Source organism: Streptomyces lydicus (assembly GCF_004125265.1).
In the GTDB taxonomy this organism is placed as follows: Bacteria; Actinomycetota; Actinomycetes; order Streptomycetales; family Streptomycetaceae; genus Streptomyces; species Streptomyces lydicus_C.
Window position 1 is genome coordinate 8,099,692 of sequence record NZ_RDTE01000003.1, and the last position, 12,586, is coordinate 8,112,277.

General features: G+C 71.7%; 15 protein-coding genes. 10 read left to right on the plus strand and 5 right to left on the minus strand.

The genetic code is table 11. From position 1 onward, the window contains the following. On the plus strand, positions 1–231 hold the full coding sequence (locus D9V36_RS38225; protein ID WP_129297801.1) for a hypothetical protein: 231 nt from the start codon (positions 1–3) through the stop codon (positions 229–231). A 76-nt stretch (positions 232–307) separates the two neighbouring features. On the opposite strand, the gene D9V36_RS38230 is transcribed toward D9V36_RS38225, so the two are convergent. After that, on the minus strand, positions 308–1,213 hold the full coding sequence (locus D9V36_RS38230; RefSeq protein ID WP_129297802.1) for a S41 family peptidase: 906 nt from the start codon (positions 1,211–1,213) through the stop codon (positions 308–310). A gap of 100 nt (positions 1,214–1,313) precedes the next feature. Here D9V36_RS38230 and D9V36_RS38235 point away from each other — a divergent pair, with 100 nt between their 5' ends. Further along, complete coding sequence (locus D9V36_RS38235; RefSeq protein WP_241721206.1) at positions 1,314–2,231, plus strand: SCO6745 family protein; 918 nt, start codon at positions 1,314–1,316, stop codon at positions 2,229–2,231. Here D9V36_RS38235 and D9V36_RS38240 read toward each other — a convergent pair. Then, positions 2,228–3,085, minus strand: a complete 858-nt coding sequence (locus D9V36_RS38240) for a hypothetical protein (RefSeq protein WP_129297803.1) — start codon at positions 3,083–3,085, stop codon at positions 2,228–2,230. The genes D9V36_RS38235 and D9V36_RS38240 overlap by 4 nt on opposite strands. Before the next feature lie 237 nt (positions 3,086–3,322). On the opposite strand from D9V36_RS38240, the gene D9V36_RS38245 reads away from it, so the two are divergent. Both D9V36_RS38245 and D9V36_RS38250 read left to right on the plus strand, forming a co-directional pair. Beyond that, on the plus strand, positions 3,323–4,183 hold the full coding sequence (locus D9V36_RS38245) for a hypothetical protein (protein WP_241721207.1): 861 nt from the start codon (positions 3,323–3,325) through the stop codon (positions 4,181–4,183). A 262-nt stretch (positions 4,184–4,445) separates the two neighbouring features. Then, positions 4,446–4,802 carry a hypothetical protein gene (locus D9V36_RS38250; protein WP_129298980.1) on the plus strand — a complete coding sequence of 119 codons (357 nt, stop codon included), beginning with the start codon at positions 4,446–4,448 and terminating at the stop codon, positions 4,800–4,802. A gap of 104 nt (positions 4,803–4,906) precedes the next feature. Here the strand turns inward: D9V36_RS38250 and D9V36_RS38255 are convergent, their stop codons facing one another. Together D9V36_RS38255 and D9V36_RS38260 are read right to left on the minus strand one after the other, a co-directional pair. Further along, the gene (locus D9V36_RS38255) at positions 4,907–5,779 is read right to left on the minus strand and encodes an undecaprenyl-diphosphate phosphatase (protein ID WP_129297804.1); all 873 of its coding nucleotides are present in this window, start codon (positions 5,777–5,779) and stop codon (positions 4,907–4,909) included. Positions 5,780–6,057: 278 nt separating this feature from the next. Beyond that, the gene (locus D9V36_RS38260; RefSeq protein ID WP_129297805.1) at positions 6,058–6,759 is read right to left on the minus strand and encodes a TVP38/TMEM64 family protein; all 702 of its coding nucleotides are present in this window, start codon (positions 6,757–6,759) and stop codon (positions 6,058–6,060) included. Between the two features lie 222 nt (positions 6,760–6,981). Here D9V36_RS38260 and D9V36_RS41270 point away from each other — a divergent pair, with 222 nt between their 5' ends. From D9V36_RS41270 to D9V36_RS38275, 4 genes are all read left to right on the plus strand, one after another. After that, positions 6,982–7,143 carry a hypothetical protein gene (locus D9V36_RS41270; RefSeq protein WP_164993109.1) on the plus strand — a complete coding sequence of 54 codons (162 nt, stop codon included), beginning with the start codon at positions 6,982–6,984 and terminating at the stop codon, positions 7,141–7,143. A 109-nt stretch (positions 7,144–7,252) separates the two neighbouring features. After that, complete coding sequence (gene tuf / locus D9V36_RS38265; protein WP_129297806.1) at positions 7,253–8,425, plus strand: elongation factor Tu; 1,173 nt, start codon at positions 7,253–7,255, stop codon at positions 8,423–8,425. A gap of 83 nt (positions 8,426–8,508) precedes the next feature. Continuing rightward, positions 8,509–8,631, plus strand: a complete 123-nt coding sequence (locus D9V36_RS38270; protein WP_347239859.1) for a hypothetical protein — start codon at positions 8,509–8,511, stop codon at positions 8,629–8,631. Positions 8,632–8,710: 79 nt separating this feature from the next. After that, positions 8,711–9,565, plus strand: coding sequence for a spermidine synthase (locus D9V36_RS38275; protein ID WP_129297807.1), 855 nt, complete (start codon positions 8,711–8,713; stop codon positions 9,563–9,565). Positions 9,566–9,607: 42 nt separating this feature from the next. Here the strand turns inward: D9V36_RS38275 and D9V36_RS38280 are convergent, their stop codons facing one another. After that, positions 9,608–10,930 carry an MFS transporter gene (locus D9V36_RS38280; RefSeq protein ID WP_129297808.1) on the minus strand — a complete coding sequence of 441 codons (1,323 nt, stop codon included), beginning with the start codon at positions 10,928–10,930 and terminating at the stop codon, positions 9,608–9,610. 238 nt (positions 10,931–11,168) lie between these two features. Between D9V36_RS38280 and D9V36_RS38285 the strand changes: the two genes are divergently transcribed. After that, entirely contained in the window at positions 11,169–11,624 is a 456-nt protein-coding gene (locus tag D9V36_RS38285; RefSeq protein WP_086717747.1) for a DUF4442 domain-containing protein, read from the plus strand. 255 nt (positions 11,625–11,879) lie between these two features. Further along, complete coding sequence (locus D9V36_RS38290) at positions 11,880–12,530, plus strand: DedA family protein (protein WP_129297809.1); 651 nt, start codon at positions 11,880–11,882, stop codon at positions 12,528–12,530. The last annotated feature ends 56 nt before the right edge of the window (positions 12,531–12,586 follow it).

Here is a 12,586-nt window from a genome sequence, read left to right on the forward strand (position 1 = left end):
ATGCTGCCGCTCGACCCGACCGCCGACATCGGCCGCCGCGCCTGGGTCCCGTGCCCCCGCTGCCAGGACCACCAGGACTGCGGCACCTGCCTCGACGGCCGCACCTGCGGTGATCACTGGCGCTACCTTCTGTCGAACAAGGGCAGCATCCTGCACCTGCAGTGCCCCAACTGCACCCACCTGTGGGCCTGGCAGTCGGGCTTCGGCGCGGGCGGCCGCACCGACGGCTGACACCGGACCGCCGTCGGGCGCCACGCGCTCCGCGCAGCACTCCCTGTCGTCGGAGCGTGTCACCTCCGCCGACTCTTCACCGCTGCCCCCACCGCTCCCTCGCCTCCTCGTGCGCCGTCCCGAGTGCCTTCTCGGCCGGCACGGCACGATCCGGCTGCACGCCGACGCCCTCCCAGTTGGTGCCGGTGACGCTGTTGACGGACATGGCCGTCGGCACGGTGACCGTGATGTGCTCCGTCACCGGATGGCGGGCGGTGGGGTGCGCACCGCCTCTCGTCGTCTCACCGACCACCTCGGCGCGCCCGTGGGCCTGCAGGGTGTACGCGACGTCTTCGCCGCCCGAGAAGGTGGTCGCGCTGGTGAGCACGTACACCGGACGGTCGAGATAGCGGGGCGCGGGCAGGTACGGGAGCGTCCAGTACTGCCGGGTGGAGTCGGTGGAGCGCTCGTAGAGGTCGTTGAGGTGCACCTCGTCGTCGGGGAGGAAGTAGCTGCACCACATCGCGGCGCCCGTGGGTGCGCCGCCCCGGCACTTCCGCAGATCGAGAAGGAGGGCGCGAGTGCGCGCGACCAGCTCCATGGCCGCGCCGATCGCGTGGGCGCCCGCCCCGGCGTCGGTTATGCAGCGCACGTCGAGATAGCCGATATTGCCGTCGAGCTGTTCAGTGCGGTGGATGCCGTGGTTCTCGGCCCGCATCAGGGCGAGGAACGCCGCCCGTCCCGCGCCGTCGTCCGCGGGTGCGGTGAGCGGCTGGGGCTCGTCCTGCCACAACAGCCTGAGGTGCTTGTCCGGGCAGGCCTCCTGGAGATGTTCGGTGACCGCTTCGCAGAGCGCGGCACCGCTCAGCGCGTCGTACTCACCGGCTGCCAGCCGTGCACGCAGGGCCCGGTCGGCCTCCGCGGCGCGTTGGGGGAAGACATAGCCCGCCACGATGTGGTCGAGGGCGCTGTTGATGATCTCTGTGTTGTCGGGTGTCGCCATGGATCCTCGATTCGGGTCGGTTGCGCCGAGGGTGCCTGTGCGGGCGGCCTTCGCGCTGCGATGCGGTGCGGCAGGCGTCGGCCGGCGGTAGCGTGCGGGCATGGAGCTGCACGCACGATCGCTTTGGCTGTTGTCCGAGCCGCTGCATGCGGTCTGCTACTTCGACGACAGGTGTCGCCGCCTGGGCAAGGACCTCGGCCTCAAGGGCTTCTGGATGGGCTATTTCGCCTCGCGCACGGCGCCGATGGGGGCGGTGGAGCCCGCGGCGGCCACGGCAGTACTCGGAGTGTTCGCCCCGGAGATGGTGGCCCGTGCGCTGCCCGCGGCCTGGAGCGTCGTCAGCCCGGCACACGTTCTCGACGAGCGCGGCAGTCGCGCGGCCCGTGCGCTGCGTGCGATCGCCCCCGGGCTGGAGCGCACGGCAGCCGCGGTGCTGCCCCCGCTCCAGACCGTCGTCGACGAGGCACCGGCTCTCGCCCGTCCCCTGTTCGCCGCCAACCGCGCGCTGTGCGACCACGCCGACCCTGTCGAGCGTCTGTGGCAACTGGTCACCACCGTGCGGGAGTTCAGGGGCGACGCCCATCTCGCGGTGCTTGCCGACGAAGGGCTCGACGGCTGCGAGGCACTGGTCCTGGCCGTCGCAGCGGGCCGCGTCCCCCGGGACACCATGCGGCAGGACCGCGGCTGGAGCGAGGAGGAGTGGGTGGAAGCGGCGGACCGACTGCGGGCCCGTGGCCTCGTGGACCCACGGGGGGAGGCGACCGAACACGGCCGGCAGGAACGCGAGCGCATCGAGGCGGCGACCGACCGGCTGGCCGGACGGCTGCTGCACCCGCTGCCCGAGGCGGAGACCGAGGGGCTGCTCCATACGCTCGAACCCCTGGTCCGCCGCCTCCTGGCCGCGGATGTCCTGCCGTTCCCCAACCCGATCGGCCTCCCGCACCTCGACGAGCCCGCACCGCGCGGCGGCACCCTGACCGGACAACACAGCCAGGCCGCGCCGCCCCAACGCCGCTAGCCCAGGCGCTTTCCTGCTTCCTTGAGCTTCTGCTCCAGATCCACCGTGTCGGAAGCGGGCGGCGCCTGGACCCTGACCGGCTTGTTGACGTCGAAGAACCGTATGGTCATGTCCAGCGGGCCCTGGGCCGCCTGCGCACGCTCACGGAACTTCACGGTGCGGTCGCCCGGGCCGACCCACATGTCGAGCGTCAGCTTGCTCACCCCGAGCTGCCGATACTGCTCGATCACCTTCTTGCGGCGCTCGGCACCCAGCGCGGTCTTGATGCCCGGCTTGTTCAGCAGCTCCGCCACCTCGACCACACCGGCGTAGTGCGACGTCCGCACCCCGTCGACGATCTCCTCGCCGACCTTCTTGACGTCGTCGGACTGGGGGAGCAGGGAAGCCTGCGCCGCCGGGTCCTGGTCCGCCTGCTGCTCCATCCCCCCGAGGGCGCTCGCCCCCTTGTTCTTCATGGCGAACTTGATCCAGTGCTTGCCGTCCAACGCGGTCGTCGCCTTCCCGGCCCCGCCGAGATACACCGCGTCCCCGACGAGCCGCATCGAGAACTCGCCCTCCTCCTTGCCCCCGGAAGCCTTCATGCGCATGTCGATGGCGCGCGGGCGCATACTGAACGACACCTTGCCGTCGATCGTCCCCTGCCCCGGCACCCTGCCGGAGAGCCGGTACGAGACGGAGTTGAGCCTGGCGCCCTTGTCGACGGCCTTCTGTACCGCGGCGACCGGAGCGGCGTTGATGCTCCCCGAGGCGGCCGGGCGGTCGCCCGATGCCGTGCAGGCCGCCGTGCTGCACAGCACGGCTCCGGTGAGTACCGCCCCCGCGAGCCGGGAAGAGGTACGGAAGAAATGAGTCATGGCCCCCCCATGAGCACATGGAACTATGAAAATGTCATTGATCATGACAATAGCTCATGGCACCGACAATCCACGTCGAGTAGGTACGCAAGCGTGTGACCAGGGAATATGACATCCCGACCAGATCGCGGGCGATCGCCGCCCGGGTGCCGGGGTGATTGTCATCTGGTGGTTCGATGAGTGCTTTGGAGTGCTTTGCCGGGCCGGGTCGGGACACCTCTGGCCAAGAGCCGTTGAATGGGTATGGATCCTAGAGAGCTGTGGGACCGCAACGCCGTGCTGGCAGAAGCGTTTTGTCTGGGCGATGAGCGGGTGCGCGAGGCACAGGCCCGACTTGACGAGGCGCAGGCGGACCGGTCACGGGTTTTGGCGGCATTTGCGGTAACGGTGGGCAGCACCGGTGCGGTGGCCGGTCTGTTCGGTTTGAACGAGCGGGAAGTACGGATCGCCCGGCGCACGGTGGGCAAGGACGACGCCCGTGCGGTCGCCGAGGAGCTGCTGGCCGCCGCCACTCCCGCCGCGCCACTGCGGGAGCCGGAGGAGGTCCCGCCGGCGCCCGATCCCGCCGCCGAATACTCCCACCAGAACCCGATTGCCGGAACGCGTCCCACCGGCCTGCCCCGCGAAGGGGCCGGAGGCCCGGGGGCAGCGGAACAGACCTGGTCCCCGGCGATGGACGCGGTCCTGATCGGCAGTTGGCAGACCGGGGTGGATTTGCGGGAACTCGCCGCCGAATTCGGGCTCGATCTCACCCGCCTGGTCACTCGCGCCCAACAACTCTCCGCCCAGGGGCGGTTCTACCCCGGCCCCGTAGAGAGCCATGCGGGACGCCACCGGCGCGGCACCGGCGAGGTGCACGAGTCCGAATACACCATCCCCGCACAGCAGACGAACTCCTGGAACGCCACGCACTCGGGGCACCAGATGGCGTCCGCCTGGCACACCGGCGCCATGCCGCCCGCGGAGTCCGTACCGGACATGGCGGCCCTGGCCTCGGAATGGGACAACGCTCTCGCCCCGTGGGGGCCCCTCGCGCCCTCCCACGAGGATGCCGCGCCGGCCCATCAGCCCTGGGCCCAATACCATCTCAGTTCCTGAGCCCACACGATGCACGTGCGATCCGTACCCCACCCTGCCTCGCAGGCCGGCACCGGCCCGGCCGAGGGCGACGCGTCCCCACCGGGATTCCTGAGCGGGGACGCAGAGAGCCCAAGAGACTGCTTGCTCCTTGCTCCTTGCTCCTTGTCGAATCCGGGAGCGCCCGCGACAGTGTGGACAGTGGTGCGGTCAGCCGACTGCGAGCAGTAGACAAGGGGGTCTTGTGGTGCACACGCGACACGAGAGGGGCCGGCCGGTGACCATGGCACGGCGGCGCTCGGCGACGGTCGGGGCGGCGCTCGCCGCCGTTGGTGCGCTGGGGCTGGCGACCGCAGCACCGGCGAGCGCCGAGGTCAAGTCCACCTGCGGCACCTACATCTGCGTGGCCACGGCCTACCAGGGGCGCGACTACGTCCAGGACATCACCGTCACGACGCGGGACGGACTGCCGGGGACTTTGCGCGCCTTCGTGGGCGATTACGGGAACCGCAAGGCCAACGTGTCGCGGTGGCGGTTCGTCGTCAACCGTGAGATCAGGGCGTATCCGCGATTGGCCGTCTGCGGAGGCCTGGATCGCAGTGGCAGGGTCATCGAGAACCACTGTGTGCTGATCCCCTGACCCTCTGACCCCTTGATCTCTCGCCCCCTGATTCCCAGGCCGTTGAGCGCCCGTCGGTGTCGGTCGCAGGCCCGCCCTTCCCGAGGGCCTGGCCACATGTCCTCTCAGCCTGCCGTCTCGCCCGCATGCGGCGTCAGGGTCCCCGCCGCGACCAGGGCGAACAGGGCTATGCCCAGGAGGATGCGGTAGACGACGAACGGCATGAAGGACCTGTGGGAGATGAACTTCATGAACCATGCGATCACGGCGTAGCCGACGACGAAGGCGATGAGCGTGGCGAAGAGGGTGGGGCCCCAGGAGACGTGGCCCTCGCCCGCGTCCTTGAGTTCGAAGACGCCGGAGGCCAATACCGCCGGGATGGCGAGCAGGAAGGAGTAGCGGGCCGCGGATTCTCGGGTGTAGCCCATCAGGAGGCCGCCGCTGATCGTGGCGCCGGAGCGGGAGACGCCGGGGACGAGCGCCATGGCCTGGCAGATGCCGTACAGCAGACCGTCCTTGACGCTGAGATCCGTGAGGGACTTGCGCTGCTTGGCGGCCCGGTGCCGACCGCCGGTCTCGTCGCGGGCGGCCAGGCGGTCGGCGATGCCGAGCACCACACCCATCACGATGAGGGTGGTGGCGATCAGCCGCAGATCGCGGAACGGGCCCTCGATGGCGTCCTTGAGGGTGATGCCCAGGACACCGATCGGAATCGAGCCCACGATCACCAGCCAGCCCATCTGGGCGTCGTGATCGTGCCGCAGCTCCCGGCGGAAGAGGGAGCGCGCCCAGGCCGAGACGATCCGCCCGATGTCCTTGCGGAAGTAGATGATGACGGCCGCTTCGGTGCCGATCTGGGTGATGGCGGTGAACGCCGCACCGGGGTCCTGCCAGCCCGCGAACGCCGCCGTCAGACGGAGGTGCGCACTGGAGGAGATCGGCAGGAACTCGGTCAGCCCTTGGACGAGTCCGAGGACGAATGATTCAAACCAAGACATGGAAAATACGCTATCCAAGGGTGGTCAGGCGCTGACCTGCGCAAGAGGGGAGAAAGCGGACGGTGGCGGCGGATGTGGATCATCGCCGACAGGGGGCAGCGTAACGTCCGAAGATGTCCGGGCGGCCAAAGGGCCCTGGACGTACGGTGGCCGCCCGCCTTGCCGCACCTGCCCGCCCGGGGGCCGCGCGATCCGCGCCGGCCCGGCCGCGCTTGCCGGCTCCACAGTCGCCCGCCCCGTGGCCGTCGCCGGGAACGCCGTGCCCGCCCGAACCGCTGTCAGCCCTCGCGCAGCGCCTTGCGTTTGCACCACGCCACCACCAGCGTGCCCAGAGCGCTGATCGCGATGAAGCCCATGGCTGCGAGGAACACCGGTGAGGTGGGCGTCGAGGCCCGCGCGCCGGCCACGGCGTAGGCCGCGGTGTTCGGGATGCTGCCGAGTGCCGTGGCGGCCAGATAGGAGCCCCAGCCCATACGGGAGATGGCGGCGCAGTAGTTCATGGCGCAGAACGGCAGACCGGGGAGGATCCGGACCACCAGCATCGAGCGGAAGCCGTGCTCGCTCAACTGCCGGTCGACGGCCGTCAGCCAGCGGGCGCGGAGCAACGGGCGCAGGGCGTCCTGTCCGAGCAGCCGGCCGAGCCCGAACGTCAGCGCGGCACTCAGCACCGTACCGGCGAGCGCGGTGGCCAGCCCGGCCTGGCTGCCGAAGAGGGCCCCCGCCGCGAGATTGAGGACCGGGCGCGGGACGAAGGCGCTGGTGCACGCGCCGTATGCCAGGGCGAAGAGCACCAGAGCGGCAGGGCCGGACGACCGGGCGGGCCGGGCGCCGGTCAGCAGATGCTGCGGCTGCCACCAGAGCGTCACGGCCGCGCCGCAGGCCAGCAGGGTGACCAGCAGGCACAGCCGGGCCCGGGGAGACAGCAGTACGCGCGCGCAGCGCGCGGCGAGGCCGGCGGGCGCTGCGGCGGGTGGGAACACTCCGGGAGCGTATCCGACGGGGCTGCCGGGGAGCCGTAATGGCAGCGACGGTGCGTGAGCCGCCGGGCGTCGGTGCGTGAGCCGCCGGGCATCGGTGCGTCCTGACGCCGCGCCGGATACGCCGCCGGGCCGGTCGGCGGCCGGCGACCCGTCCGGGCGCACCGGGACGGCCGCCGGATAAATCGTTCGACGCGGCAGCGGGCACCCGGCACCATAGGGCGCATGTTCCGGTACGCCTTCCTCCCGCTCCCGTCCGCAGTCGCGGACGAGCTGAAGGCTGCCGTCGATTTCCTCGCGGCCCTCGCCGCCTGCGTCTCCGCAGTCACTGCCGCCGCAGCGGTCGCCGTCCCGGCCGCCGCGGCGGCCGACGGCGCACGAAGCTGACCCTCTCCGGATCGTCCGGCGGACCCCGCAGGGGGAGGGTCGGCCGGGTTCAGGGGTCCCCACGGCGCCAAGTCGCCGTCCTCACCGCATTGTTGCGAGGAAGAACACCATGCCCAAGACGGCATATGTGCGCACCAAGCCGCACGTGAACATCGGCACCATGGGCCACGTCGACCACGGCAAGACGACGCTGACCGCGGCCATCACCAAGGTCCTCAGCGCGCGCGGCAGTGGCACGTTCGTGCCCTTCGACCGGATCGACCGGGCCCCGGAGGAGGCCGCCCGCGGCATCACCATCAACATCGCGCATGTCGAGTACGAGACCGGCACCCGGCACTACGCCCATGTCGACATGCCCGGCCATGCCGACTTCATCAAGAACATGGTGACCGGCGCGGCGCAGCTCGACGGCGCGATCCTCGTCGTCTCGGCACTCGACGGGATCATGCCGCAGACCGCCGAGCATGTGCTGCTCGCCAAGCAGGTGGGCGTCCGGCACATCGTCGTCGCCCTCAACAAGGCCGACGCCGGCGACCCGGAGCTCACCGACCTGGTGGAGCTGGAGGTGCGCGAACTGCTGAGCGCGCACGGCTACGACGGGGAGCATGTACCCGTCGTACGGGTCTCGGGGCTGCGTGCCCTGGAGGGCGACCCACGCTGGACGGCGGCGATCGAGGCGCTGCTGGACGCCGTCGACACCTATGTCCCGATGCCCGAGCGATATGTCGACGCGCCGTTTCTGCTGCCGGTGGAGAACGTGCTGACCATCACCGGCCGCGGCACGGTCGTCACCGGAGCCGTCGAGCGCGGCACGGTGCGGGTCGGCGACCGGGTCGCGGTGCTCGGCGCGGAGACCGAGACGACGGTCACCGGGCTGGAGACGTTCGGCAAGCCCATGGAGTCCGCCGAGGCCGGGGACAACGTCGCGCTGTTGCTGCGCGGTCTGCACCGTGACCAGGTGCGCCGCGGGCACGTGGTCGCCGCACCGGGCAGCGTCACCCCCCGGCGCCGCTTCACCGCCGAGGTGTATGTGCTCTCCACCGAGGAGGGCGGCCGCCGTACGCCGCTGTCCACCGGCTATCGGCCGCAGTTCTACATCCGTACCGCGGACGTGGTCGGCGACCTCGATCTCGGCGAGCGGGGCGTCGCCCGGCCCGGCGAGACGGTGACGGTATCGGTCGAACTGGGCCGGGACGTGCCGCTGGAGCGGGGCCTGGGCTTCGCGATCCGCGAGGGCGGACGCACGGTCGGCGCGGGCACGGTGCGCACCGTCGAGGAGTAGAACACCGCAGGTCAGAAGGCTGCGCCTGGCACTTCTCCGGGTGCCGGGCGCAGCCGCCTCCCGGTATCCATCCGCCGGTCACCATGGACGGCACCCGGTGGATCGACGGCGGGGTGCACTGCAGTGCCAACGCCGATCTGGCCACCGGATACGAACGGGTGGTGGTCGTCGCGCCGATGGCTGCCGGTGGCGGGCCGATCGCCTGACCGCCGGCGCAGGGCGTGCAACCGGCCCGCCGGGGCGGCCGGGGCCGGGACACCGTGGCCGCACCGGCACAATGGGACGGTGGACGAAGCACCCGAGCCGATACCCGTCACCCGGACCGTGGACTGCGGCACGGCCAAGCTGTTGCCGGACGTCGACCGCCCGCGCGCCTGGCTGCTCACGGTGGACGGCGCACCCCAGTCGTATGTGGACCTCGACGCGCCGACCCATCTGGAATTCGAGTACGTCCGCCGGCTGGCATACGCCCTGGACGAGGTGGCCGCCCCGGGCCGGGCGCTCGATGTGCTGCACCTGGGCGGCGGGGCGCTGACCCTGCCGCGCTATCTCGCCGCCGTCCGCCCGCACTCACGGCAGGACGTCGTCGAGGCCGACCGTGGGCTGCTCGCCCTGGTGACGGAACACCTGCCGCTGCCCGGCGACAGCGGGATCACGGTGCACGCCGAGGACGCCCGGACGGCCCTGGTGGCGGCGCCGGAGGGCAGCGCCGATGTGATCGTGGCGGATGTCTTCGGCGGCTCGCGGGTGCCGGCGCATCTGACCTCGATCGAGTACGCGCGGGCCGCGGCCCGGGTGCTGCGGCCGGACGGCTGCTACGCCGCGAACCTCGCGGACGGTGCCCCGTTCGGCTTCCTGCGCGGCCAACTCGCCAACTTCGCCGCGGTCTTCGAGCATCTCGCACTGATCGCCGAGCCCTCGGTGCTGCGCGGCCGCCGGTTCGGCAATGCCGTGCTGCTCGCCTCGCCGGCACCGCTCCCCGTCGCCGCACTGGCCCGGCGGACGGCCGGTGACGCGTTCCCGGCCCGCGTCGAGCACGGTGCGGCGCTGCGGCGGCTGATCGCGGACGCGGTCCCCGTACGCGACGCCGAGGCGGTGGCGTCCCCGCTGCCGCCGGACGGTGCGTTCAGCGTCGGCTGAGCATGGACCGCCGCGCCCCCGCACCAGGGCCGCGAAGGCCGGTCACTCCGCCTCCGCGGTGTGCGGTTCTCCCGCCCAGGCCGCGCGGGAGACCGCCCCTTCGGCGGCCGGTTCCGGGGTCGTACGCCGGGTCAGCCGCCGTACGTCGGGCACGCACAGCACCGCCCCCGTGAGCAGCACGATCACGGCGGAGCAGCCCCACAGCGCGGCCTGCCGGCCGATGAGGTCCTGTACGGGGCCGGCCAGCGCGGTGGCGAGCGGGACCATGGCCAGGGACCCGAGCCAGTCGTAGGACGAGACCCGGGAGAACTTCTCCTCGGGGATCTCCTGGTGCAGCGCCATCATCCACATCACCGCGAAGACCTCGACCGCGACCCCGGTGCCGAACATGATCATGCCGAGTCCGGTCGCGGGGAGGGGCACGGCGAGCGCGGCGGACGGGAGGGCCAGCGGGAAGACGCACAGCGAGCCGGTGAGCAGCAGACGGTGCGGTTTGACCCGGGTCATCATGAGGGCGCCGCCCACCGTGCCCGCACCGAAGGCGGCCAGTGCCAGTCCCCAGGGCCCGGGTCCGCCCAGATGCTGCTCGGCGACCAGCGGCCCGTAGACCGCCTCGGCGGCCGACACCATCGCGTTGACGAGGGAGAACTGCACCACCACCGTCCACAGCCACGGCCGGGAGACGACCTCGCGCCAGCCGTCCCGCAGATCGTGCAGCACACCGCCGCCAGGGGCGCGCGTGGCCACCTTCTCGACGTCGAGGAACGCGCGCAGCAGGCCCGCGACGGCGAAGGAGGCGGAATCGACGGCCAGCACCCAGCCGGGGCCGACCGCGGCGACCAGGGCGCCGCCGAGCGCGGTGCCGCCGATGTTCGCGCCGTTCATGCCCATACGGAACACGGCGAACGCACGCCCCGCCTGGTCGCCGGAGACGCTGGCGAGCACCATGCCCTCGGCGGCCGGGGCGAAGAACGCCTGCCCCGTGCCGCCGAGGGCCGCCAGCACGGTCATCTGCCACAACCGCGGCTCACCGGTCAGGACGAGCAGCGCGAACAGGCCCTGGGATGCGCAGCTGAGGGCGTTCGCGGCGACCATCACACGGTGCCGGGGCAGCCGGTCGGCGACCGCGCCGCCGAGCAGCAGGAAGAGGACCAGCGCGACCGTCCGCGCGGCCGCCACCAGGCCGACGTCGGTGGCGGAGCCGCCGGAGGCGAGCACCGCGAAGGCGGTGGCGATCAGCGCGCCGGAGCTGCCGAGGTTCGCGATGACCGTGGCGCCGGTGAGCAGCAGGTAGTTGCGCCCCGCCCAGGCGGGACGGGCCCCTACCACGAGGGCACCGGCACGGAGGGCGCCGCGGGCAACCACGTCCGGTCCGGGGCGCCCGCCGCCCGGCGCACGGGGTGTGCCGGGGCCCGCACCCCTCCGTCTTCGCTGTGCTGTTGTCCTGGCCGCATGGGCGTCAACGATAGGCACGGCGCTGCGTGTGCCGCACACGGATATTTCCGGCGGTGCTGTCGTGGGGCCGAGGCGTTCGAGTCGGCCCCGGCGGCCGGAGCGCGCCCGCCCCTTCACACCTAAGCTACCGCTAGGTAACATGATGCCCATGTCCTCCGAGACCCTGCCGTCGATCGGCGAAATGATGGCGGCCTCCGTGCCGATGGCCCGCACCCTGAACCTCGAGTTCGCCGAGACCACCGCCGAGCGCGCCGTGGTCCGCATGCCCGACCAGGCCGACTTCCACAACCACGTCGGCGGACCGCACGCCGGCGCGATGTTCACCCTCGCCGAGTCGGCGAGCGGCGCCATCGTGATGGCGGCCTTCGGCGACCAGCTCGGCCGGGCGGTGCCGCTGGCCGTGCGCGCCGAGATCGGCTACAAGAAGCTCGCCATGGGACCGGTCACCGCCACCGCGGAGCTGGGCCGGCCGGTGGCCGAGGTCGTCGCCGAGCTCGACGCCGGCGAGCGCCCGGAGTTCCCCGTGAACATCGCCATCACCCGCGAGGACGGCGCGGTCACCGGCGAGATGAGCATCGTGTGGACCCTGCGCCCCAACAAGTGAGCTGATTCACAGCGGGGGTTCCCCGGCCCGTCGTGCCCCGCACGGCGGGCCGTCGCCGCTCCCGAGGGGTCGCTCGGCTCCCGTACCGGGCCACGGGAACGGGTGTTGCGCAGCACACTCGGATTCGGCCCTCCGCCGGAGCCATCGAGTACGCTTCCCGGGCGTGCCGAGGCGCGCCAGGGGATCGACCGGCACCGTTGTCATGGCTGCCGGCGCACGGCCCACGGGGGCCCTACACCAGCGGAGGAAGCGGCGTTGCACATCCAGGAGTGGCTCGAGACCGTACCGGCCGTGAGCGTCTACCTCCTGGTGGGGGTGGTGATCGGTCTGGAGAGCGTGGGCATTCCGCTGCCCGGCGAGATCGTCCTCGTCAGCGCGTCCATTCTCGCGGCGACCCAGGACCACATCAATCCGGTCGTGCTGGGTGCCTGTGCGTCCGCGGGTGCGATCTTCGGTGACTCCATCGGGTATCTGATCGGACGCAAGGGAGGCCAGCCCCTGCTGCAGTGGGCGGGCCGGAAGTTCCCCAAGCACTTCGGCCCCGACCATGTCGCCATGGCCGAGGCGAAGTTCGACAAGTGGGGCATGTGGGCGGTCTTCTTCGGCCGCTTCGTCGCGCTGCTGCGGATCTTCGCGGGACCGCTCGCCGGCGTGCTGAAGATGCCGTACTGGAAGTTCCTGATCGCCAACGTCCTCGGGGGCATCATCTGGGCCGGCGGCACCACCGCGCTGATCTACAGCGTGGGCATGGTCGCCGAGGCGTGGCTCAAGCGCTTCTCCTGGCTCGGGCTGGTCGCCGCGCTGCTGTTCGGTGCGGGGTCCTTCCTCCTCATGAAGCACCGCGCGAAGAAGGCGGCCGCCGCGCGCGAGGCGGCGCAGGCGCCGGTCACCGCGACGGTCGACTGACCTCTTTTTTGGGCCGCAGCGCCCTCCGCGCGGTCCGTACGGCCCTCCACGGCAGT